Annotated in this window: 19 protein-coding genes; 8 read left to right on the top strand and 11 right to left on the bottom strand. The window is 64.0% G+C overall.

The genetic code is table 11. The features are described 5' to 3' along the window. Positions 1–5: 5 nt before the first annotated feature. Positions 6–866 (top strand): NRDE family protein, encoded by an 861-nt coding sequence (locus tag PSV40_RS04380; RefSeq protein ID WP_300534663.1) that lies wholly within the window; start codon positions 6–8, stop codon positions 864–866. An 18-nt stretch (positions 867–884) separates the two neighbouring features. Here PSV40_RS04380 and PSV40_RS04375 read toward each other — a convergent pair whose 3' ends face one another. Both PSV40_RS04375 and PSV40_RS04370 read right to left on the bottom strand, forming a co-directional pair. Continuing rightward, a complete protein-coding gene (locus PSV40_RS04375; RefSeq protein WP_300534660.1) occupies positions 885–1,742 on the bottom strand; it encodes a YbgC/FadM family acyl-CoA thioesterase in 858 nt (285 codons plus the stop codon). Then, complete coding sequence (locus tag PSV40_RS04370; protein WP_300534657.1) at positions 1,739–2,704, bottom strand: alpha/beta hydrolase; 966 nt, start codon at positions 2,702–2,704, stop codon at positions 1,739–1,741. The genes PSV40_RS04375 and PSV40_RS04370 overlap by 4 nt, the downstream gene beginning before the upstream one ends. 168 nt (positions 2,705–2,872) lie before the next feature. Here PSV40_RS04370 and PSV40_RS04365 point away from each other — a divergent pair, with 168 nt between their 5' ends. After that, complete coding sequence (locus PSV40_RS04365) at positions 2,873–4,009, top strand: iron-containing alcohol dehydrogenase (protein WP_300534654.1); 1,137 nt, start codon at positions 2,873–2,875, stop codon at positions 4,007–4,009. Here the strand turns inward: PSV40_RS04365 and PSV40_RS04360 are convergent, their stop codons facing one another. From PSV40_RS04360 to PSV40_RS04325, 8 genes are all read right to left on the bottom strand, one after another. Then, the gene (locus tag PSV40_RS04360) at positions 4,010–4,930 is read right to left on the bottom strand and encodes a restriction endonuclease (RefSeq protein WP_300534651.1); all 921 of its coding nucleotides are present in this window, start codon (positions 4,928–4,930) and stop codon (positions 4,010–4,012) included. It lies immediately after the preceding gene. Positions 4,931–4,968: 38 nt separating this feature from the next. Further along, the gene (locus PSV40_RS04355) at positions 4,969–5,190 is read right to left on the bottom strand and encodes a hypothetical protein (RefSeq protein WP_300534648.1); all 222 of its coding nucleotides are present in this window, start codon (positions 5,188–5,190) and stop codon (positions 4,969–4,971) included. Further along, positions 5,187–5,612: a PIN domain-containing protein gene (locus tag PSV40_RS04350; protein WP_300534646.1), complete on the bottom strand. Its 426-nt coding sequence runs from the start codon at positions 5,610–5,612 to the stop codon at positions 5,187–5,189. Before PSV40_RS04350 ends, PSV40_RS04355 begins: the two co-directional genes overlap by 4 nt. Next, positions 5,609–5,962: a type II toxin-antitoxin system Phd/YefM family antitoxin gene (locus PSV40_RS04345; RefSeq protein WP_366914953.1), complete on the bottom strand. Its 354-nt coding sequence runs from the start codon at positions 5,960–5,962 to the stop codon at positions 5,609–5,611. The genes PSV40_RS04350 and PSV40_RS04345 overlap by 4 nt, the downstream gene beginning before the upstream one ends. 72 nt (positions 5,963–6,034) lie before the next feature. Beyond that, complete coding sequence (locus tag PSV40_RS04340; RefSeq protein ID WP_300534641.1) at positions 6,035–7,162, bottom strand: phospholipase; 1,128 nt, start codon at positions 7,160–7,162, stop codon at positions 6,035–6,037. Between the two features lie 113 nt (positions 7,163–7,275). Further along, positions 7,276–9,651 (bottom strand): Tex family protein, encoded by a 2,376-nt coding sequence (locus tag PSV40_RS04335; RefSeq protein WP_300534638.1) that lies wholly within the window; start codon positions 9,649–9,651, stop codon positions 7,276–7,278. A gap of 261 nt (positions 9,652–9,912) precedes the next feature. After that, the gene (locus PSV40_RS04330; RefSeq protein ID WP_300534635.1) at positions 9,913–11,250 is read right to left on the bottom strand and encodes an ATP-binding protein; all 1,338 of its coding nucleotides are present in this window, start codon (positions 11,248–11,250) and stop codon (positions 9,913–9,915) included. Positions 11,251–11,259: 9 nt separating this feature from the next. Beyond that, positions 11,260–11,985, bottom strand: coding sequence for a response regulator transcription factor (locus PSV40_RS04325; protein ID WP_300534719.1), 726 nt, complete (start codon positions 11,983–11,985; stop codon positions 11,260–11,262). Positions 11,986–12,673: 688 nt separating this feature from the next. Between PSV40_RS04325 and PSV40_RS04320 the strand changes: the two genes are divergently transcribed. The 6 genes from PSV40_RS04320 to PSV40_RS04295 all read left to right on the top strand — a co-directional run bounded on the left by PSV40_RS04320 (position 12,674) and on the right by PSV40_RS04295 (position 19,290). Continuing rightward, entirely contained in the window at positions 12,674–13,153 is a 480-nt protein-coding gene (locus PSV40_RS04320; protein WP_300534632.1) for a hypothetical protein, read from the top strand. A 154-nt stretch (positions 13,154–13,307) separates the two neighbouring features. Next, entirely contained in the window at positions 13,308–13,736 is a 429-nt protein-coding gene (locus PSV40_RS04315) for a hypothetical protein (RefSeq protein WP_300534629.1), read from the top strand. Between the two features lie 85 nt (positions 13,737–13,821). Beyond that, positions 13,822–15,552 (top strand): DUF4384 domain-containing protein, encoded by a 1,731-nt coding sequence (locus PSV40_RS04310; protein WP_300534626.1) that lies wholly within the window; start codon positions 13,822–13,824, stop codon positions 15,550–15,552. A gap of 20 nt (positions 15,553–15,572) precedes the next feature. Beyond that, positions 15,573–16,700, top strand: coding sequence for a hypothetical protein (locus tag PSV40_RS04305; RefSeq protein ID WP_300534623.1), 1,128 nt, complete (start codon positions 15,573–15,575; stop codon positions 16,698–16,700). Between the two features lie 113 nt (positions 16,701–16,813). Further along, positions 16,814–18,679, top strand: a complete 1,866-nt coding sequence (locus PSV40_RS04300; protein ID WP_300534620.1) for a monovalent cation:proton antiporter-2 (CPA2) family protein — start codon at positions 16,814–16,816, stop codon at positions 18,677–18,679. Between the two features lie 92 nt (positions 18,680–18,771). Then, positions 18,772–19,290, top strand: coding sequence for a hypothetical protein (locus PSV40_RS04295; protein WP_300534617.1), 519 nt, complete (start codon positions 18,772–18,774; stop codon positions 19,288–19,290). Positions 19,291–19,371: 81 nt separating this feature from the next. Here PSV40_RS04295 and PSV40_RS04290 read toward each other — a convergent pair whose 3' ends face one another. Further along, a complete protein-coding gene (locus tag PSV40_RS04290; RefSeq protein WP_300534716.1) occupies positions 19,372–21,510 on the bottom strand; it encodes a PAS domain S-box protein in 2,139 nt (712 codons plus the stop codon). Positions 21,511–21,895: the final 385 nt, after the last annotated feature.

Genomic DNA, 21,895 nt, shown 5'->3' with positions numbered 1-21,895 from the left:
CAGCGATGTGCCTGATCGCCTTTGCCATTGACGCTTCGCCGCGCTGGCCGCTGGTAATCGCTGCCAACCGCGATGAATTCCTGAACCGGCCCACGGCGCCGCTGGCGCGCTGGCACACCGAGGCGGGCAAGGAAGTGATCTCCGGTCGCGACCTGCGCGCCGGCGGGACCTGGCTGGGCCTGAGCCCCGGCGGGCGGGTGGCGATGCTGACCAATGTGCGCGAGCCGCATCCGGTCGCCGGTGAACGGTCACGTGGTGAGTTGGTCATGCGCTGGCTCGAAGGCGGAATGGATGCCGGCCAGTTCATGGCGCAGACCGACAGCACTGTCTATGGCGCCTTCAACCTGGTGCTCGGTGATTTCCAGTCCTCCGCCTGGCACTGGCTCAGCAACCAGTCCGACCCCGACGGCGGCCCGGTCAAGAGCTGGCAATCGTGCGCGCTCAAGCCCGGTGTTTACGGCCTGTCCAACGGCGCACTGGACACGCCCTGGCCCAAAACCCGCGCGCTGAAAACAGCGCTGCGCCAAGCGCTGGATTCGGACAGGCAAGAGGACCTGCAGGCCGGACTCTGGTCCGCCCTGCAGGACAGGAAGCGCCCCGGCGACGTGCACCTGCCGCGCACGGGTGTACCGCTGGCCCTGGAGCGCGCGTTGTCGAGTGTGTTCGTCGATTTTCCCGAGCACGCTTACGGCACGCGCAGCAGCACGGTGCTGGTGGCTCGTGCCGAAGAAAGTGTTTCTCCTGAGGTTACATGGGCCATCGAGATCGATGAAATCACCCACCCACACGACCCCCGGCACGGCTTGCTGCGGAAGAGCGACAGCCGCTGCCAACTGATCTGGCAGCAGGGCCGGACCCCGCTGTAAATTCAGGCGGCGGTTTTTCTAAAGGGGCTTGACCATCTCGATGTGGGCAATGGCCACCTCATCGAAGGGTTCGCCGCGCGGGGTGAAACCCAGGCGGCTGTAAAACCCTTCGGCGCTGCGCTGGGCGTGCAGCAGCACCTCGGTGTCGCCGCGTTGCCGGGCCTGGGCCATCAGGGCGTGCAGCAGTTCGCGTCCGAGGCGGGTGCCCCGGAGCACCCGGCTCACGGCCATGCGCCCGATTTTTCCGGTGCCGGTACCGTGTTGCAGCAGCCGGCCTGTGGCCACCGGCTGGCCCAGGCCGTTGTAGGCCACGGCATGCACGGCACTGTGGTCGGCTTCGTCCCATTCCATCTCCAGCGGAATGCCCTGCTCTTCGATGAACACTTCGGAGCGGATGGCACCGGCATGGGCACCGAGTTCGGCCCAGGAACCCAGCTTGAGCGTGACCATGGGCTCGCCGGCTTCATAGGCTGTCAAAATGCGGCGCAAGCCGTCGGGCACCGGCCGGGAGGTTTGCGTGAGCGGGTCGGCAAACACGTAGATCAACTCGCTGGTGATCAGCAACTGCTCGCCGCGGAAAATGGCGCCGGTGAACACCATGGACGAGGTGCCGATGCGCGAGCACTTCATGGCGACGTCCAGCTGGTCGTCGCAGCGCGCCGAAGCATGGAATTCGACGGTGGCTTTCTTGACATACAGCTCGCCACCGAGCTGGTGCATGGCCTGTTCATACGGCAGGGCCAGCGCGCGCCAGTAGTCGGTGACCGCCGTGTCGAAGTACATCAGGTAGTGCGCGTTGAAGACAATTTTCTGCATGTCCACTTCGGCCCAGCGCACGCGCAGGCGGTGAAAAAATCGGAAGTCCTGTCGTTTCATGCGTCAATCTCTTTCAAAAAAGCACGGCGCAAGGCGCTTGCCGCGTCGGCATGGGCTTGCCGCGCTTCGGGAAGGATGCGTCCCATCTTGATGAACTCGTGGGTGACGCCGCGGTAGATTTCCAGGTCGACCGCCACGCCGGCCATTCTCAGCTTGTCGGCGTACATCACACCCTCGTCGACCAGCGGGTCGCATTCTGCCAGACCCACCCAGGCCGGCGCCACGCCGTCCACATCGGAGGTGTTCAGGGGCGCAAAACGCCAGTCGTCGCGGTCGGCCGGGCCGCGCACATAACGGCTGAAAAACCAGTTGATCTCGCGCTCCTCGAGCACAAAGCCGCGTGCAAACCGGCGGTGTGAGGGTGTGTCCTGGTGCGCTGAGCAGCCGGGGTAAAACAGCAGTTGCAGGGCCAGCGGCAGCCCGGCATCGCGCGCCAGCACTGCACACATCGCGGCCAGGGTGCCGCCTGCGCTGTCGCCGCCCACCGCCAACCGTTCACTGTCCAGCCCGAGCCTGTTCGCATGGGTTGCCAACCACTGCAGCGCATCCTCCGCGTCATGGGCGGCCGTCGGAAACTTGTGCTCGGGGGCGAGCCGGTAGTCCACAGCCACCACAGCGCAGCCCGCGAGGTGGCTGAGCTGGCGGCACAGGATGTCATGCGTCGCGATGCTGCCTATGGTGAACCCGCCGCCGTGGAAATACAGCAGCACCGGCAGCTTGTCGGTCGAAGGCGCGTACAGCCGGGCCGGCAAGGCATGGCCGTCGCGCGCCGGGATGCTGAAATTTTCGACGCGCGCCAGTGCCGGTGTGGGAATTTCCAGCACGCCAGCGCCGGCTTCGTAGGCCGCGCGGGCCTGGGTGGCCGTCAGCGTGTGAAACGCCGGGTGCCCTGCCCGCCCCATGCGGCGGATCACGTCGCGCATGGCGGGCGTCAGCAGGGCGTGTGCAGCCTGTCCCCGCATTTACCGGTAAGCCAGAAACATCGGCCGGGTGCCCGCTATCGCCAAAGTGACCATCATCCGGGTCTGCATGCAAGTCAAGGGAGTCTCCAGCCGGTAAAGTAGAGTGTTCAGGTTGGGCAGGAATACGCCAACCGCCCCGCATCGTACAACGCCGAAAGACAGCAAACCATGGCCTTCATTTACTACGTCACCCAGATCCAGTTCGACTACGGCGCGGTCAAGCTCCTCAAGCAGGAATGTGAACGTGTGGGCATCAGCAAGCCGCTGGTCATCACCGACGCCGGGGTCAAGGCGGCCGGCGTCCTGCAAAAGGCACTCGACGCCCTGCCCGGCATGACCGTGGCGGTGTTCGACCAGACGCCCTCGAACCCGACCGAAGCCGCCGTGCGCGCCGCAGTCGCCGTGTACCAGGCCCAGGGCTGCGACGGCCTGATCGCCGTCGGCGGCGGCTCGGCCATCGACTGTGCCAAGGGCGTGGCGATTGCCGCCACCCACGAAGGACCGCTCAAAACCTACGCCACCATCGAGGGCGGCTCGCTGAAAATCACCGACCGCGCGGTGCCGCTGATTGCCGTGCCCACCACCAGCGGCACCGGCAGCGAGGTGGCGCGCGGCGCCATCATCATCCTGGACGACCACCGCAAGCTCGGTTTCCACTCCTGGCACATCGTTCCGAAAGCCGCGATCTGCGACCCCGAACTGACGCTGGGCCTGCCGCCCCAACTGACGGCGGCCACCGGCATGGACGCGATTGCGCACTGCATGGAAACATTCATGGCGCCCGCCTTCAACCCGCCGGCCGACGGCATCGGCCTGGACGGCCTGCAGCGCGGCTGGGCCCACATCGAACGCGCCACGCGCGACGGCAGCGACCGCGAAGCCCGCCTCAACATGATGAGCGCGTCCATGCAGGGCGCGATGGCCTTCCAGAAAGGACTGGGTTGTGTGCACAGCCTGAGCCACAGCCTGGGCGGCGTCGATCCGCGCCTGCACCACGGCACGCTGAACGCGATGTTTTTGCCGGCGGTCGTGCGTTTCAACGCGAGTGCCGAGTCGATCCAGAAAGAAAACCGGCTGAACCGCATGGCGCAGGCCATGGGCCTGGCCTCAGGCAGCGACATTCCCGAAGCCGTCAAGGACATGAATGCCCGCCTGGGGTTGCCCAAGGGCCTGGCCGAGATGGGCGTTCAGCGCGCGCAGTTCGAGCAGATCATCGTGGGCGCGATGGCCGACCATTGCCACAAGACGAATCCGCGGATTGCGACGGCGGAGGAATATGAAGCGATGCTGGGCGATTCGCTGTAATCAACTCTCTTCGAAGTAATCAGAGTCAACGCGCTTGACCACATAAGAGGCAGACGCCGAAACACCCACATCAAAATCGATCATTAACGCAGACAAAGCCTTTCCATCGATCAGCACCACCTTTGTGTCAATTCTCGAGGCGTAGTCAATTGCATCGGCTGTAAAAGTCGATGTAGTAATGAAGACGCCTTTCCTCGCGCGCTGGCCTTGAAGTGCACCAACAAACTTTTGAATTTCAGGGCGTCCGACCGATCCTTGCCAGCGTTTTGCCTGAATGAAAATCGTGTCCAAGCCAAGACGATCTTCCTTGATGATTCCGTCGATACCGCCATCGCCGGTCTGCCCTATTCGCTCACCCGCATCGCGCCTGGAACCGCCGTAACCCATCTTCACAAGCACATCAACAACAAGCTGCTCGAAAAATACTGGAGAGCAACTCAGAATTACAGCAAGCAGTTCCTGCGCGAGTTGCTCACGCAAACCTTGATAGGCACGCTCGATTTCTTCTTCGGGAGTGACGGTGGCCGATGGATTCTGCGCAGGTCCTGAAGCCGTTATGTTCTCACTTGTCTTCTTGGAGATTTCCCTGAATTCCACGAACTCGGGAAACTGCTCCAAAAACTTTCCGTCGATTCGGACTGGATTTGTCGAAAGAACTTTAAGTCCTCTGTCAGTGATCTTGAACACACCACGCTTGGGCGCCTCGATGAGGCATGCCTTTTTTAAGTATGTTCTTGCCCAGCCGATCCTGTTTTTGAAGACTCTCTGCTGCCCACTTGCTAGCAGTTCGGCGCGCTCGGTGGCGGACAACTGGAAATACTCACCCAGCGATTCCTCAGCATCGCGAAGGGAATGTTCCTCGCTATCGCCGAGAAAACGTAGAAATGGGAGCATGCAGGTTTGGTAGTCTGGAATAGCCATGCCCAGAGGATAACTGCACTAAAGCTTTGGTAGCAAAGCTAGTGCTTTGCCCTACGGCTTTCCGTAATCGGCACAGCCTGCTCGGCGGGAGCGATCGGGTAGTGCTTGGTCTCATAGTCCTGAATAAGCGCGACCATCGCCTCAAAGTGCGATCCGGCATCACTGCCAACCTCGGGCTCGTTCTCAAAGTACGGCGCCACCAACTGCAGTGCGGCCTGGTAATCGGCCTCGGTGAGAATCGGGTGAACAACGGGCGTCATGGGCTGCACAAGTAAAGCCCAACACGGTCCGTCGTCCACGTTGCCACGCCTGTGCCAAAAAAGTCGGCATCCTCCGTCCACACGGGGCAGCCAATGGTCATGGCACAGGCCAGCACGGGCCAGTCGTTGGCATCGCGGATGGCGATTCGTTGCAAGGCCTGCGCTTGCATGCCGGCGTAAAGTTCAAGCTCGATGGACTGGACGACGCCTTCGAGGCCGTCCAGAACCGTCATGGCCACGGAACTCATGACGCCCCGCTTTTCCAGCAGCGCTGGCAGGTACTTTCGGGCATCGGCATAAGCCACGTCCGGGGCGAAGAACTTGACGGTCGAGGCGTTTTCAAGAATCAGCTCCCGAACCCGCCTTCCCAACACGGCCCGGATCAGGATGTTTGCATCCAGGACGATGGCTTTGCTGCTCATGCAGTCCTGGCTTTTGCCTTTTTGGCTTGCGTTGCTTTTTTACGGGCGACCTTGAACTCTGAGACCACCTCATTGACATCAACGCTGTGGGCTTGCAGCAGTTGATCCAGCACCTCGCTGGCTTGCTTCAATGCCGAAAGGTCTGCGCCCACCTGGCCTTGTGTCGGAATGAAATAGCCTACGGTCTGGCCGTGGCGCGTCACGGCCACCGCGGTTCTGGAGGCGATGTATTCCGCCAGGTCAGCACGAAACTCCCGAATGCCAACTTTGGTCGTTTCCATGGGTGATACCTCATTGCTGCGTGTGCTTCGCACTTTGCGAATCATTGTGTACACATTATGCGCTGCCATGCAGTCGATCACAAGTGCCGCCAGCGGGGTTACGTTGTGGTCGAAACCCTTCAAGGCCGTCGCGGGCGCCCGTCAAAGCGCCTCCACCCGCCCCATATCCGGCCTTGCCAGCCAACCCTGAAACTCATCGGCCAGCTGCCGGCTCGCCGCCACCGCCGTGCTCCAGGCCTTGATGCGTCCGGGCAGGTCGGCGCCGTAGCGCAGAAAGTCGTTGCGGTCGGGTAGCTTCTGGTTGGGCAGGGTCTGGACCCAAGCCGGGTCGGGCGCCAGCAGCACCATGTTGTCGAGGAAATGCGTGGCGCCGTGGCGCCACTTCAGGCCCTTGTCGAGCCAGCCCGGAACCACGGCTTTCTGGAAGTGCGGGTACAGCACCAGGCCCGGATTCTTTGAGTCATTTTGGCCTCCAGCCCCCGTCCCTTCTGCGCCAGCAGCTATCAAATCAGAAGCATAGTTGAGGTGCAGGTGGTAGTCGGTGATGCCTCCGTCCCAGTAGGCGCCGGGTGGTGCGCCGGGAATGTTGTGCACGGCCTGCAGCATGAAGGGAATCGAGCAGCTGGCTTGCAGCGCCGGGTTGAAGTTGGCTTCAGTCAGTGCCAGCTGGCGCGTGCGGTAGTCGCTGGTGGCAAAGGGTAATGGCGCGCCCTGGCTCGAAAACACCACGCGTTCCAGCCAGGCGCCCATGGCCTTGCGGCGCAGGGTGTTGGTCAGGAAAGCGCCGAGGTAGCCCAGGGGCGTGCGCAGGCGGTGTTCACGCCCCAGCAGGTGGCGCCCGCGCGAGGTGACGATGTGCAGACGGTAACGCGGATGCTGCAGCACCTGCAACACGCGGCCGCCGTAAAAATCTTTCAGGCTCTGGCCGAACTGCTCACTGACCTGCTGTGCGCTGGGCCGTTTCTGCCCGGGCAGCACCTCAAAATGCTGGCGGATGTAGTCGTCCTCCAGCCGCTGGAAGGCCACCACCGGCTCGTCCAGGCAGGCGGTCGCCATGCGCCAGGCGCCTATCGACGCGCCGACCAGGTGCACTTGCTGGCTACTGCCCGCCAGCCAGTCGCCGAAGATGAAGCGGTCCAGCGGCCCCAGCACCAGACCCTTGGGCCCGCCCGCCGCGCCCGGCACCACGCGCACGTCCTGCGGGCGCAAGCCGTGTTGTTCGATGTGGCGTCGGGCCTGGGGGCCGGCGTAGATGCGGAGGGCTTTCATGGACGGATCGCGGTTGCTATGGTTTTGGTAGCTTCTTGCGCCCGTACTGATTGGGCCAGATGCAGATTTGACATCGAAAACCGGCGCCCCTGCAGCCTTCCGCGCGACAAACGCTATTTCTTCAGGGCGGCCAGCTTGCTGAAGGCGGACTCCATCGCCGTCGATGTCGCCGGCTGCGGCGCCCTGCCTTGCCCGCCACCATAGTTGCCGCCGCGGTTCTGCCCCTGCCCCGGCCGCGCGCCTTCAAAGCGGTTGTCGCGTGGACCTCCTTCCCTGCCCGGGCGCGCCGGTGCCGCGTCCAGCTTCATGGTCAGGGCGATGCGCTTGCGGGCGACATCGACCTCGGTCACGCGCACTTTCACGATGTCGCCGGTCTTGACCACCTCGCGCGCGTCGGTCACGAACTTGTTGGACAGCTGGCTCACATGAACCAAGCCGTCCTGGTGCACGCCGATGTCGATGAAGGCGCCGAAGGCGGCCACGTTGCTGACCGTGCCTTCCAGCGTCATGCCTTCTTTCAAATCCTTGATGTCTTCCACGCCGTCGTTGAAACGCGCCACCTTGAAGTCGGGGCGCGGGTCACGGCCGGGTTTTTCCAGCTCGGCAATGATGTCCTTCACGGTGATCACGCCGAACTGCTCATTGGCAAACAGCTCGGGCTTGAGCGTCTTGAGCATCTCGGCGCGGCCCATGAGTTCGGCCACCGGCTTGCCGGTATGCGCCATGATTTTCTCGACCACCGGGTAGGTTTCGGGGTGTACGCCCGTCATGTCCAGCGGGTTGCTGCTGGAGCGCAGGCGCAAGAAGCCGGCGCTTTGCTCGAAGGTCTTCGCACCGAGGCCGGTGACCTTGAGCAGGTCGGCCCGGCTGGCAAAGGCGCCATTGGCGTCGCGCCAGCGCACCACGGACTTGGCCACGGTGTTGCTCAGGCCCGAAACGCGGGCCAGCAGCGGCACACTCGCGGTGTTCAGGTCCACGCCCACGCTGTTCACACAGTCTTCCACCACGGTGTCCAGGCTGCGCATCAGGTCGCTCTGGTTGACGTCGTGCTGGTACTGGCCGACGCCGATGGACTTGGGGTCGATCTTGACGAGTTCGGCCAGCGGGTCCTGCAGACGGCGCGCAATGCTGGCCGCACCGCGCAGGCTGACGTCCACGTCCGGCATCTCCTGCGAGGCAAATTCGCTGGCTGAATAGACCGAGGCGCCGGCTTCGCTGACCACGACTTTTTCGATGGCCTGCCCGACCTTGGCCATGCCCTTGATCAGGTCGGCGGCGAGCTTGTCGGTTTCGCGGCTGGCCGTGCCGTTGCCGATGGCGATCAGGTTGACGCCGTGTTTTTCGCAGAGTTTGGCCAGGGTGTGCAGCGAGCCGTCCCAGTCCTTGCGCGGCTCGTGCGGAAAGACCGTGGCGGTTTCGACCAGCTTGCCGGTGGCGTCCACCACCGCGACCTTGACACCGGTGCGTATGCCGGGGTCCAGGCCCATGACCACGCGCGGGCCGGCCGGTGCGGCCAGCAGCAGGTCACGCAGGTTGTCGGCAAACACCTTGATCGCGACCTTTTCGGCCTCTTCGCGCAGGCGGCTGAACAGGTCGCGCTCGATCGACAGGCTGAGCTTGACCTTCCAGGTCCAGCTCACACATTTGCGCAGCAGGTCGTCGGCCGCCCTGCCCTTGTGGCTCCAGCCCAGGTGCAGCGCGATTTTTCCTTCAGCGATGCTGGGTTTGCCGGGCTCAGGCACTTCGGGCAGCAGCAGCTTGGCGTCCAGGATCTCCAGACCGCGGCCGCGGAACACCGCCAGCGCCCGGTGCGAAGGCACGCGGCCGATCGGCTCGTCGTAGTCGAAGTAGTCGCGGAACTTGCTGTTCTCCAGATTGTTTTCATCCTTGCCGGTGACCAGCTTGGACGAGAGCAGGCCTTCGCTCCAGAGCCACTGGCGCAGCGACTGCAGCAGCGCGGCGTCTTCGGCCCAGCGCTCGGACAGGATGTCGCGCACGCCGTCGAGCACAGCCTGCACCGTGGTGAAGTCGTCGCCGTTTTCGTTTTTTTCGGCTTTCACGAAAGCCACCGCCTCGTCCGCCGGCACGAGCGCGGGATCGGCAAACAGCTTGTCGGCCAGCGGCTCGATGCCCGCCTCGCGCGCGATCTGGCCCTTGGTGCGGCGTTTCTGCTTGAAGGGCAGGTACAGGTCTTCGAGCTCCTGCTTGGTCGGTGCCGCGGCAATTGCGGCGGCCAGTTCGGGCGTCAGTTTGCCCTGCTCTTCAATGCTCTTGAGCACGGACTCGCGCCGCTCCTGCAGTTCGCGCAGGTAACCCAGGCGAAATTCGAGTTCACGCAGCTGGATGTCGTCGAGGCCGCCGGTCACTTCCTTCCGGTAACGTGCAATAAACGGCACGGTGGCGCCGCCATCGAGCAACTCGACGGCGGTCTTGACCTGGTGTTCCTGGACCTTGATTTCCGCCGCGATCTGGCGAATGATTTTTTGCATGAAGAGGAGTGATTCGTCGTAGGCTGTGGATGGGGGGGCCGGGTTGGCGCCGGGCCTCAAACCACGGCGTCAAGGGTCGGCATTGTCCCACAGCGGGAAGCCCTGGCCTGGGCTACCTGCGCAGTCTATGGAGACTCCATGAATCATGACAGGCAACTTGCTGCCGTTCGCCCTGAGCTTGTCGAAGGGCCCTTCGTCAAGCTCAGGACAGGCTTCGACAGGCTCAGCCCGAACGGTGTGATGTCATGAATCAAGAAAACATCAATTGACGTCGGCAGGCCCCACCGGTACGGCGCAGAGTTCCGGATCCAGCGGCAAGGTCAGCTGCACGCGGGTGCCGCTGCCGAACTTGCTCGAGATCGTCAGTTCTCCACCCATCAGCCGGGCGCGCTGGCGCATGTTCTCCAGGCCCTTGCCGATCGCTTCCGACGCCATGTTGTGCGCGATGCCCACACCGTTGTCCCGCACCTCAAATTCCATGCAGCCCATGTCCGCGGCGTAGCGGCAGGACACGACCACCCTGGAGGCCTGCGCGTGGCGCATCACATTGGACAGGCACTCCTGCGCAATGCGAAGAACCTGCCGTGCCTCCTCGCCGCGAACGGTCTCCAGGGCACTGCATATCTCGACGTCCCAGACCATGTGGATCCCCAGCTTGTCGAGAGGGCGTTGCACCCTGTAGCGCAGGGAACCCAGTGCCTCGACAATGTTCTGGTCCTCCGACTCGATGCCGTCCACCGTCAGTTTGATGTCCAGCAGGCATTGTTCGAGCGCCAGGCCCAGGGCCTGCTGCTCGGGCGCGCGGTGGTCCAGCGACGACAGGATGCTGACAATCTGGGAGGCCACACCATCGTGCAGGTCCCGCGCAATGCGGCGGCGCTCGTGGCGGACAGCGGAGGCGGTTGCCCCCGTCTCCTGGCTACCGCCGGCCCGGGCGGATTCGCCCGTGCCCAGGAGTCTCAGGCGCCCGCGTCGCGTCACCAACTGCCAGACCACCAGCAGGATCAGCACATAAAAATGCCTGAAAAGGACGGCGCTGTCTTCTGTGGCATCTGCCAGCGTCACCTGCTGGATGCAAATGCCCAGGCCAAGCATGCCGCCCGCCAGCGCCAGCCAGCCCGGGGAACTGCGCGGCAGGTAGACGCAGGCCGCCATGGCGATGGTCAGCAGCATGGCCGACAGCAGGTTCATCACCATCCAGGGGACGGGCACCTCTGCACCGTTGGCGTTGCCGTTGTAGTACAGCGCGGTCGCTCCCGCCATAGCCTGTACCCCGAGGATCCAGTAGATCCTCGCGCTGGCTACATGCACCATGGTGAACAGGAAACAGGCGGCGCTGAGGAGCAGGAACTGAACCCCGAGGTGGGCAACATAGGCCGTGTGCGGTGATCCCGCCTTGAAACCCAGCCCCATGCTGACCAGAAAGTGGGTCAGCCACAGCAGCAGCGCCAGCCGCAAAGCCCCGGCGAGGGTGGCGCCGGAAAAACCGCGCTGCAACGGGCCCGGGTTTGAGGATTCGGGCCGTGCCGGCGACGCGCCCCGGTGCACACGCTTGGCGTGCGGGGGGACCAGACCCTGGGGAAGTGCGCGTAGGGACATGATGGCCCCCTAGAACAGGCCGCGATGCGCCGCATAGCTGACCGCCTGGGCCCGGCTACGCACATGCAGCTTGCGGTAGATGTTCTTGATGTGGGAGTTGACCGTCTGGCAACTGACGGCAAGCCGCGCGCCAATTTCGTTGCTGGTGTAACCCGCAGCCACCAGCTTCAGCACTTCCTTTTCGCGATCCGACAGCCTCTTGTTGCTCGTTCCATTGGACGGATACCCGGGGTCCTGGCCATTTTGCAGCTTGTGCAGCAGCCGCCGCGCGAGGTGGGGCGTGATGGAGGCGCCGCCATTGGCCACCTGCAGCACGGCTTCGGGAAAGTTGCCGAACCAGGAGTTCTTGACGAAGTAGCCCGTGGCACCCAGTGTGAAGGCGCGCAAGGCGTGTTCCTCGTCCTCCAGGGTGGAGATCACCACCGCTTCGGCCATGGGCCTGACGGTTTTCATGTGGTCAATCAGGTCGAACCCGGTGCCGTCGCCCAGATTGAGGTCGACCAGCATCACGTCGAACTCGAGCTGCGAGATCAGGCGCCGGCCCTCGCGCATGTTGCTGGCCTCCCCCACGACGTCGGTGCGCAGGTCACCCAGCAGTTCCTGTGAGATCACCTTGCGGATATGGGGGTCATCGTCGATCAACAGGACCCGCACCGGTTGTCCGGGCTGACCGTTGAGGAAGTTGGGCCACAGAGAAGGTGGGCCCTCGCGGGATGCCTGCAGGCCTGGTTGCATTCCGCGAATGTCACGGGGCGGGGGCTGCAACGCAGCCGTGGTCTGGATGATGTTCTGCATGACTTCCCTTTACTGTTTTTTTAGCTACTCTTGACCGAAACTGGTGCAAGTGTGGAAAGCGGAAACCTGTTGCGTTATGACCGGCATCAAAAAAGTCCCGGACGGTGCCGGGGGCATCGATCCGTTGTTTCCCTGAACACCCTTGCGTTTGACTGTTTGTCTACTCCCAAAAACTTGCTGGAAACCCGGGCGAATTCGTTACATCAAGTCACCTGGTGCACGAGGCAGAAACATCGAACATCCGTGATTTTTTTGACACAACGAAGTAATTAGGTCCCAGATGAGTGACCCGTTTGATGTTTATTTCTACGTGTTGCTTCGGATACATATTGTTACTAGCTATTTCGTTTGGCCGAAGCATCTCACAAATTGATAGCAATGTCACCTTGTGGGGCCAGCGTCGCCACATGGGTGGCTGAATTTTTGGGGGGGTCCTCTCCCCTAATTGAAGTACTCACGTCTGGTTATTGGCTTAACTCTGCGCCGTACCCAAACTCCACCTCGACAACGCCGAAAGAGCTGCCAATTCCCACTGGAAAGAGCTGTTCTCCACCGCGAAGTCAATGTAGCTGGTCACCGGATTCCCTGATGACCAGAAGGTCTTAAGTCACTTTTTAAGGAAACTGTCATGAAAAAACTTGTACTCCTCGCTTTGTCTGTTGTGGCTACGGCTGCGATGGCTACCGGCCCGACACCTGCCAGCGAAATCAAGATCCGCGGCAACTCGGCCCAGATCGCGGTACTGTCAACCACAGGCGTCGTCAACACCGCCAACGGCAGTGATGCTGTGGCCCAGCAAAACCTGGCCAGCAATGCCGGTGATGTGACGATCAGCGGCAACTCGCTGCAGATCGTCGCTGCACGCGGCAGCTATGTGGGCAATACCGCGAACGCCGACACGGTGGCCCAGCAGAACCTGTCGTCCAACATCGGTGACGTCACGGTCAGCGGCAACTCGCTGCAGGCCACGCTAATGGACAACAGCTATGTGCTCAACAGCGCCACCGGCCGCGATGCGACAGCGGTGCAGAACATTGCTTCGAACAATGCCTGCTTCGCCTGCACCACGACCGGCTCCGGTCACGGCGGCGGCCACCACGGCCGCTGAGAGCGCCGTTCCAGGGCCTCTTGCGTCGCCGAATCCGCTGTCAGCCCTGGCTGATGCAACGGCTTCTGCGGCGTGAAGGCCCTGGCGGTGCGTGCCGGGTCAGACGGTGTTTGATCCGGCACTTTCCTTTCCTTTAACGTGTGGAGAATCCGTCATGAAAACGTCATCGCAGGTAGTGGGCGCAGCCGCCATGGCCGCCCTGTTTCTGATAGGGTCCGCGTGGGCACAGAATGCGCCCGGCGAAGACCCGGTCATTCTGACCAAACGCATCTCGGTGCAGATGGCCCCGATCGGCGGCGCGCGTCCCAGCTCGCCGCTGGAGTCCATGAACAACATGCCGGCATGGATGAAGGCCAAGGTCGCGCGTTACGAGGCCAAGGCCAATGCCGACCAGACCAACGGCATCTCGACCGACGAGGACGCGATCCGCTCGGCCAGTTCTGACGGATTCAAGAAAACCTGCATCCAGGAAGTTGGCAGCACGACGGTGGCAAGTGCTGCGACCGGTGGCCGGCAAAACGGTCTTTCAAGCAACCAGCAGATCGTGGTGCTCAAGGGCGATCTCGTGAACATCTGCAAGTAGCCGTGGCCTTTTGCCGCGGGGCAGACCAGGCGTGTCTTCAGGCCGTCATTTCAAAAATTTTCACAATCGTCGTGGGGAGAACAACATGAAACCATCCATCCGGCTTGAGCCTGTCAGGTCCCGCCTCAGTTCTCTGGCCCTCGTTCTCGGCCTCGCGGGCGCCGTCCTGCTGGCTGGCTGCGCGACGCCGGCCGATCCGCGCGACGATGCAAAATTCCAGTCCTATGCCAGCGCGACCAACCGGCCCGTGGTGCGGCCCGTGCGATCAGTCTCGAGTTTTTCCGATTCACTGATGTGCATGGACTACCTGTTCCGCGAGGCGGAGATCTCCACCACGCTGATCACCAGCAAGCAGATCCCCGATTTTTCGACCCGTGTGCCGGTTGCCACGAAGGACATGATCATCACGGCCCTCTCGCAGATGTCCCGGCTCAGCAATGCCTTTCGTTATGTCGACTACGAGGTTGACATCGCGCGTCAGGACACGGTGCAGAACCTGACCACCATCCTGCTCAACAACAACCAGATCCAGCTGCAGCGCCCTGCCCTCTATTTTTCCGGCGCGATCGCGTTTGTCGACCAGAACGTCATCAACAACCGCTTCGAGGTGGGCACCGCCGCGTCGCGGCTGGACACCGGTTACAGCAAGAACCGCAACGCCACCATCATCGGGTTGGAGTTGCACATCGGCGACTTCCGTTCGCGCACCCTGATCCCCGGGCTCGACTCCGCCAATGAAGTCATCATCGCTTCCGGTGGACAGGGCCTGGACCTGGCCGGCCGGATCGGCAACTACGGCGTGCAGTTCAATGTGGGGCGCGACTATGCGCAGGGGGCCGGTGCGGCCATCCGGACGCTGGTGGAGCTCGCCACCATTGAACTGGTCGGCAAATGGGCGCGTGTGCCTTACTGGCAGTGCCTGACCCTGGAGCAGACCCACCCCGATTTCCAGCGGCAGCTGCGCGACTGGTACGACCAGGGCTCACCGCTGCAGCACAACAAGCTGGTGCAGCGCTCGCTCATCAGCCACGGCTATCTGGGGGGAAACGGCACGCAGCTGGATGAACACAGCCCGGAGTTCCGGACAGCGCTGGGACGCTTTCAGGCCGATACCGGCATGGTGGTGTCCGGCGTGGTTGATTTTCCGACCTACGAGCGCGCCCTGCGCCATTTTGTCTCGCTGGGCAAGGACGGCAAACTCGTGCAGATCGGCTGGTCCCCCACCAGCGCCTCGCCGCTGGCCAACGCGGCAGACTACCAGCGCCCGGGCGGCACAAGCCCCTACGGCCCCTCGGCCTATGGCAGCGCGGCGCCGCCCAGAAAGATCAGCCTGCAGATCGAAAATGTGCTGGTGGGACGTTCCGCCTTCGAGGTGGGCGAGCAGATCTTCCTGTCGGCGAGCCTGTCACGCGCGTCCTACCTGTACTGCTTCCTGCATGAGGCGGGCGGCAAGGTGATGCGCCTGCTGCCCAATGCCACGAATCCGAATGCCTTGCTGAGCGCCAACCAGGCGATCCGCATCCCGGACTGGATGAGCCCCACGCCCGGCTTCATCATGGATTCGACCAGCGCGGGCACCGAGCGCGCGGGCTGTTTTGCCACCGATGCCGACGTGGCCGGAAAACTGCCGCAGTACCTGCAGGCCCCGGCGCTGGTGCCGCTGCGGCAGACGACCAGCCTCGAGGACATCAACAAAGCGTTCGCCAGCAGCCTGGGGGCAGATGGCTACACCTTTGCCGGTGTCCAGTGGCAGGTCGGGCCCAAGCGCGCCGCTGCGCCGGCGGCTGCAGCTGCGCCACCTGCAGCTGCGCGTTAGTCCGCGGCAGGAAGCCGGACATGCTGCGGTTCATCTCCCGTGTTTTCTGCTGCTGCCTGTGGCTGGGGGCGGTCCAGGCTGCCGGCAGCATCCAGCCGGAGCCGGCTTTCGACGGCTCACCGCCGCCTGCGCCACCGCTGCGCGCGGCGGACCCGACGCCCGAGACGCTCAGCGCCACCCAATTGCCGCCTGCTCCGCTGCAGGCCAGGGAGCAGCCCTCTGCGCTGGAGGCGGAAGTCTCGCGCCTGCGCTCTCGGGCGCTGTCGGTGGGCCCGCAACCGGGCCGCGTCGCGCGGGAGCAGGCCCGCGCCGCTTGGCTGCTCGGCCTGCTGTATCTGCACGGCATCGGCGTGGCGGCCAGCCCTGGCGAGGCCGCCGCGTGGTTTGAACGCGCGCGTGCGCTGGGTGAGCCGCTGGCCGCCGCTGGCCTGGCCTGGTGCGAGATCGATGGCTGCCGCACTGCACCCAACCCCTCGGCAGCGCAGCGCTGGATCACGCTGCTGCGCCGGGTGGACCTGCCGCGTGCCCAGTACCTGCAGTGGCTGGTTGACGAGCGGCTGTCGCCGCTGCAGCTGGCGACACCGGGCTTGCGCGGTGAACCCGTCCCCGCAACTCCCGCGGCCTCCGCGCCGGACCGGCAACTGCTGCTGAGCGCGGCGCGCGGTGGCAACGTGCATGCCCGGATAGAACTCGGCTTCGAAAGTATCACTGCCAACCGGCCCGCGGACGCGCTGGAGCATTTTCGCGCCGCCGGGTCCAGGTCGGAAGCGGCTTCTGCCAACGCGGCACTGCTGTCGGAACGCCTGCGCGTCACGCCGCCGGCCCGCAGTTCCGCCTCAGCCGCCGACACCTTTGCACGGGCGCAGCGCAACCACCGCGGCGAAGGCCAGCCGGCCAATTTCGTGGAGGCCATCCGCCTTTACCGTCTGGCGCAAAACCAGGGCAGCGAGCCGGCCAAAAGGATGCTGGAACTGATCTTTTCCCGGCCCGGCCCCGACGGACAGGTCGATATCACCTGGATGCAGCAGCTGGCCTATCTGAACCTGTCCGGCGGTGCGCCGGCGCTGGACAGCACCACGGTTCGCCGCGAGTTGCGCCGCGAGCCGACGCCGCTGTTTGACATGCTGCCCGCCTCCCTGCGCAAGTAGGCAAGCAGGAAAGGCAAAGCGGCAAGAAGCCAGACGGGGTGCAGGCCTCGTGCCGCCAAACTCCGCTACCATCCCGAGCATCAGCCCCCGCGGGGCGCGTCCACGGGAATGTGATGGCAGTCGAACAAGGCAGTGAGCTGGTCAAGGTGGTGGTGTTGCTGGCCGCCGGCGTGCTGGCCGTGCCGCTGTTCAAACGGCTGGGCCTGGGCTCTGTGCTCGGTTATCTGGCGGCAGGCCTGGCCATCGGGCCCTTCGGCCTGGGCCTGTTTCGCGAGGCCGGGACCATCCTGCACCTGGCCGAACTCGGCGTCGTGATGTTCCTGTTTGTCATCGGGCTGGAGATGCAGCCGACCCGGCTCTGGACGCTGCGGCGCCAGATCTTCGGCCTGGGCTTGATGCAGGTGGTGGTTTGCGGCGCCCTGCTCACGGCGCTGGGCATGGGCGCCGGGCTGAAACCGGTGGTGGCGTTCATCGCGGCCATGGGTTTTGTGCTGTCATCCACCGCCATCGTGATGCAGCTGCTCGAAGAGCGCGGCGACACCTCCACACCACGCGGCCAGCGCATGGTGTCCATCCTGCTGCTGGAGGACCTGGCGATTGTTCCCTTGCTGGCGATTGTGGCTTTCCTGGCGCCGGAGGCCGGCACCGGCGCGTCGCGCTGGGTCAGCATCGGCGTGGCGCTGGCGGCCATCATTGGCCTGGTGGCGGTGAGCCGCTGGCTGCTCAACCCGCTGTTTCGCGTGCTGGCCAAAGCCAAGGCACGCGAGGTGATGACGGCGGCCGCCCTGCTGGTGGTGCTGGGTGCCGCCCTGGCCATGCAGTGGGGCGGCCTGTCGATGGCGTTGGGGGCGTTTGCCGCGGGCGTGATGCTGTCCGAGTCCACCTTCCGGCACCAGCTGGAAGCCGACATCGAGCCCTTCCGAGGCATTTTGCTGGGCCTGTTTTTCATGGGTGTGGGCATGTCGCTGGACCTCACGCTGGTGCTGGCCGACTGGCCGCTGATTCTTGGCGGTGTGCTGGCCTACATGGCGTTCAAGGGCATGGGCATTTACGCCGTGGCCCGCATCACCAAGTCGAACCATGGCGATGCCCTGCAACGCACCGCCATGATGGCCCAGGGCGGTGAATTTGCCTTTGTGCTGTATTCGGCGGCCGCTGCGGCCGGCATCGTGGAGGCCAGTGTCAACGCCGTGCTGACGGCCGCCATCATCATCTCGATGGCGCTGACGCCGCTGGCCGTGTTTGCGCTGCGCTGGGTCATGCCGGACAAGCCCGGGCAGGACATGGACGGTGTGGACGTCACCCAGGACCTGCGGGGCAGCGTGCTCATCATCGGGTTCGGCCGGTTCGGGCAGATTGCCAGTCAGTCGCTGCTGGCGCGCGGCATCGACATCGCCATCATCGAAAACGACACCGACATGATCCGCGCGGCGGCCCAGTTCGGCTTCAAGGTGTATTACGGCGACGGTACGCGCCTGGACGTGCTGCACGCCAGCGGCGCAGGCCATGCCCGTGCCATCCTGGTTTGCGTCGACAAAAAAGAGGCGACCAGCCTCATCGTGGAGCTGGTCAAGCATGCGTTCCCCTTGACCCCCGTGCTGGCCCGCGCCTACGACCGCCAGCACGCGATCGAACTGATCCGCAGCGGCGTGGACTACCAGCTGCGCGAAACCCTGGAGTCGGCCCTGGCCTTCAGCAGTGCGGCACTGCGGCAACTGGGTGTGCAGGAGGCCGAGGTGGCCGCGGTGGCCGAAGACATACGCCGCCGCGATGCCGAGCGGCTGCAGCTGCAGCTGTGCGGCGACATCAGCAGCGGCATCGACCTGATGCATGGCGGGCGCTGGACACCGGCGCCGCTGACCAGGCCCAAGCAGTCCGGCCAAGCGCTCAACGAGCAAGCCGCCGAAGCGCTGGAGCCGGCCGGCGCCCTTCCAACCGACGGGCAGGAACCGGTCATCGACGGCACCCGGCCCGGCTGATTGCGCTGTTCTCCGTGCGGACAGGCTTTTTTCCTACAGACAGGGCCAGGCGCAGCCACCATGATCAGGACTTCAATTCCTGGAGCCTGAACATGCGTATTCGAACCATTGTCTTAATCGTCGCCATTGTGCTGATGGCCGGTTTTGCCGCGCTCAACCTCGACGAGTTCAGCCGGTCCTCCCTGCTGAGCCTGGGTTTCACCACTGTGCAGGTGCCGCTGGGCCTGGTCATGCTGGTGCTGCTGGCAGCGGTGCTGCTGGTGTTTCTGGCGACCACGCTGTACATCCAGAGCACCCACCTGCTGGAAATGCGCCAGACCACGCGCGCGCTGGCCACCCAGCGCGAGCTGGCCGACAAGGCCGAAACTTCGCGTTTCACGGAACTGCGCCAGTACCTCGAAGCCCAAGCCCTGCTTGCCCAGCAGCGCGAGGCCGCACACGATACGGTGCTGGCGGAGCGGCTGGCCCAGACCCAGCAGGTGCTGATCGGCAAGATCGAGCAGTCCGGCAACACGCTGGCCGCGTACATCGGTGAACTGGAAGACCGCCTGGAAAAGCGCGACGGCGTAGGTACACGCGTCGTGCGCACCGACACGCCTCCCCTGCTCTGATGATCTGCAGCGGCCCCACGCTGGATGATTGTCATTAAATCCGCACGCCGATTAGGCGTGCCCCCTGAAAAATACCCGCAGCTATGAGCAAGAATCCGGGCCGTCCGGAGAAATATCAACCGTGCGTGCTGTCGCCGGCGCGGGGATCGTGACCTCCAGCCGGGTTCCGTGGCCCTGCCTGCTGGTCACCACGAGCTTGCCCTCCAGCAGGTGGACGCGCTCGCGCAACCCTGCCAAGCCAAGGGACAGCGGCTTGCGCGGCCCGCCGGTGTCGAATCCGACGCCGTCATCGACGACCGCAAACAGGATGTCTGTTGCGTTGCGTACGCCGCTGACCTCGACGCGGTGGGCGCGTGCGTGCTTCGCCACGTTGACCAGCGCCTCCTGCAGGATGCGGAACACCCCCGTGGCGTAAGGCTCCGGCAAGTCCAGGTCACCTTCGAGCCGGACTGTGCAGGCAACGCCTGTGCGGCCGGTGAACTCCTCCCCAAGCCATTCGATCGCGGCGGCAAGGCCCAGGTCGTCCAGTATCAGCGGCCGCAGGTCGGCCGCGATGCGGCGGGTGGCCGCCACGCTGGCGTCGACCCCGGCCACCATCCGCGCCACGTTTTGCTCCGCATCGGCATGGCTGGTCCGCAGCGCACTGCCCAGCTGCACCAAGTCCATCCTGAGAACGGCAAGCGACTGGGCCAACTCGTCGTGCAGCTCCCGCGCGATCCGCGCCTTCTCCTGCTCGCGCACGCGGCTCGCTTGCCCGGCCATCTGCGTCAGGTCATCCCGCGCCCGCACGGCTTCAGTGACGTCCCGGATGATGACCGTGTAGAGCTGGTTCCCGCCCATGTCCACATGTGAGATGGACGCTTCGATTGGGAAAACCGCCCCTCCCTTGCGCAGCCCGCTCACGACGACGCCTGCGCCCATGCGGCGTGAAGTTTCACCCGTGCGGCCAAACTGCCGCACCATGACCTCGTGCGTGCCGCGGTGCTCGGGCGGAATGAGCATTCCCAGAGGCTGGCCCATGGTTTCCTGAAAGCTCCAGCCGAAAATCCGCTCGGCCGCGGGGTTGTAGATGACAATGCGCTGGGATTCGTCCACGGCCACAATGCCGTCCATGGCCGACTCGAGAACTGCGCTCCACCTGGCTTCATTGCCGCGCAACTCCGAGCTGGCGCGGGTCATGGCGGCCGCGAGCTGGTCGGCTTCCACAATGCCCAAGGGCGGCACGCTGACTGCTGCACCTCCCCCAAGTTCGCGGGCAGCGTTGGTCAACCGGGCCATGGCGCGGCCGATGCGCTCGGCGTACCACCACGCAGCAGCTGCGGCCAGACCCAGGACGAACAGGGTGGACACGGAGAACCAGAGCAGCGGCATGTACAACTCGCGCGCCAGTTCGGCTTTAGGAACACCCACCGCCACCGCCCAGCCGGCATAGCCCGTGGACGAATAAATTGTGCGAACCGGTATGCCTTCGACGCTAACGCCATCGAAAGCTCCTTCCCGGTAGCGTGACATCGCATCGACAAGGAAGCCGGGGGCCGGTGTACCCACAAACTTGTCTCCATCAATGGTACGCGCCACCACCACGCGCTCGGGATCGACGATGGAGCCGATCCAGGTTGGCGGCAGGCTCTGCTCGCGCAGGAGATCATCGAAATGGCGAAAGCCAATGGTTGTCGACAACGCGTACCGCACCTGACCGTTGATACGCACGGGAACACTCACGACAGCCAGCGGCTCGCCCGACGATGGTGCCTTGATCACCCGGGCCATCGGCCTGCCCTCCACGATGACCGGCATGGTTGAGGCCTGGGCGCCAAGCGCCGGCAACGGTGCGCCATAGGGCTGGGAGGTATTGACGACCTGGCGGCCATGCTCATCCAGCACAACGACGGTGCCCAGGCCCGTCGACACCTGGAACAACAGGGCCTGCTTGTAGAACGTGGCGAGATACTGGTTGCGCAGGGAGTCAGAAACAGTCAGGGCGGCCAGACTGGCCTCGACCTCCCGAAGCCGGGAATCGACCGCTACCGCAAGCGCACGGGTCGTGCGCAACGCACTGGCCTGCGCCTCTTCCTGGATGCGCATGGCCTGAAGGACGATGAGCAGCAGGACGAGCAGCACCGCCGGAACCAAGGGCAGCGCGGCGAGCGTGAGCAGACGGTTTCTCAAGGATTGAGGTTTCCGCCATATGGCCTCTCCGTCAGGTGTCTTGCGCAGCATGATCAAAGGATTCTCATGCCGCCAACGCCAGAACGCAAGGCGCTGGCTGTATTGAATGCCGTCGAAACTCGCCCTGGTAGACCAATGGCTCCCATTCAGGCTAACCCACTTGAGGTGCCCTGCTGGTTTTGAAAGCAGGAGGAAAGAGCCCGGTACCCAAGGCGGGTCGGAGCCAGCAAGCGTTACCCATGGTCATCATGGGATCGGGCCTTCGCCTGGTGTGAGAGCGGCCCTGTAAGAACAGCCGTTCCCGCGCGACAAACAGGGGATACGCCACCTAAAGGACCCGGTTATGGCTACTCTTGCTACTAAATTCATAGCTGTCTGCGCCCTTGCTTCGTGGGCCAGCGCCACATTTTCGATGTCAAACCAGTGCGCAGGCAGC

It is taken from the genome of Polaromonas sp. (assembly GCF_029945925.1).
GTDB lineage: Bacteria > Pseudomonadota > Gammaproteobacteria > Burkholderiales > Burkholderiaceae_C > Polaromonas.
Note: the sequence above shows the minus strand (reverse complement) of the source record. Positions and strands in the feature narration are given on the sequence as shown.

Bases quoted from the DNA above. Each gene is read 5' to 3' on its own strand.
- PSV40_RS04300 (WP_300534620.1), top strand. From the start codon at position 16,814: ATGGCAGTCGAACAAGGCAGTGAGCTGGTCAAGGTGGTGGTGTTGCTG.
- PSV40_RS04310 (WP_300534626.1), top strand. From the start codon at position 13,822: ATGAAACCATCCATCCGGCTTGAGCCTGTCAGGTCCCGCCTCAGTTCT.
- PSV40_RS04290 (WP_300534716.1), bottom strand. From the start codon at position 21,510: ATGCTGCGCAAGACACCTGACGGAGAGGCCATATGGCGGAAACCTCAA.
- PSV40_RS04295 (WP_300534617.1), top strand. From the start codon at position 18,772: ATGCGTATTCGAACCATTGTCTTAATCGTCGCCATTGTGCTGATGGCC.
- PSV40_RS04345 (WP_366914953.1), bottom strand. From the start codon at position 5,962: ATGGCAGCGCATAATGTGTACACAATGATTCGCAAAGTGCGAAGCACA.
- PSV40_RS04350 (WP_300534646.1), bottom strand. From the start codon at position 5,612: ATGAGCAGCAAAGCCATCGTCCTGGATGCAAACATCCTGATCCGGGCC.
- PSV40_RS04320 (WP_300534632.1), top strand. From the start codon at position 12,674: ATGAAAAAACTTGTACTCCTCGCTTTGTCTGTTGTGGCTACGGCTGCG.
- PSV40_RS04325 (WP_300534719.1), bottom strand. From the start codon at position 11,985: ATGCAACCAGGCCTGCAGGCATCCCGCGAGGGCCCACCTTCTCTGTGG.
- PSV40_RS04315 (WP_300534629.1), top strand. From the start codon at position 13,308: ATGAAAACGTCATCGCAGGTAGTGGGCGCAGCCGCCATGGCCGCCCTG.
- PSV40_RS04380 (WP_300534663.1), top strand. From the start codon at position 6: ATGTGCCTGATCGCCTTTGCCATTGACGCTTCGCCGCGCTGGCCGCTG.
- PSV40_RS04360 (WP_300534651.1), bottom strand. From the start codon at position 4,930: ATGGCTATTCCAGACTACCAAACCTGCATGCTCCCATTTCTACGTTTT.
- PSV40_RS04335 (WP_300534638.1), bottom strand. From the start codon at position 9,651: ATGCAAAAAATCATTCGCCAGATCGCGGCGGAAATCAAGGTCCAGGAA.
- PSV40_RS04365 (WP_300534654.1), top strand. From the start codon at position 2,873: ATGGCCTTCATTTACTACGTCACCCAGATCCAGTTCGACTACGGCGCG.
- PSV40_RS04375 (WP_300534660.1), bottom strand. From the start codon at position 1,742: ATGAAACGACAGGACTTCCGATTTTTTCACCGCCTGCGCGTGCGCTGG.
- PSV40_RS04305 (WP_300534623.1), top strand. From the start codon at position 15,573: ATGCTGCGGTTCATCTCCCGTGTTTTCTGCTGCTGCCTGTGGCTGGGG.
- PSV40_RS04330 (WP_300534635.1), bottom strand. From the start codon at position 11,250: ATGTCCCTACGCGCACTTCCCCAGGGTCTGGTCCCCCCGCACGCCAAG.
- PSV40_RS04370 (WP_300534657.1), bottom strand. From the start codon at position 2,704: ATGCGGGGACAGGCTGCACACGCCCTGCTGACGCCCGCCATGCGCGAC.
- PSV40_RS04340 (WP_300534641.1), bottom strand. From the start codon at position 7,162: ATGAAAGCCCTCCGCATCTACGCCGGCCCCCAGGCCCGACGCCACATC.
- PSV40_RS04355 (WP_300534648.1), bottom strand. From the start codon at position 5,190: ATGACGCCCGTTGTTCACCCGATTCTCACCGAGGCCGATTACCAGGCC.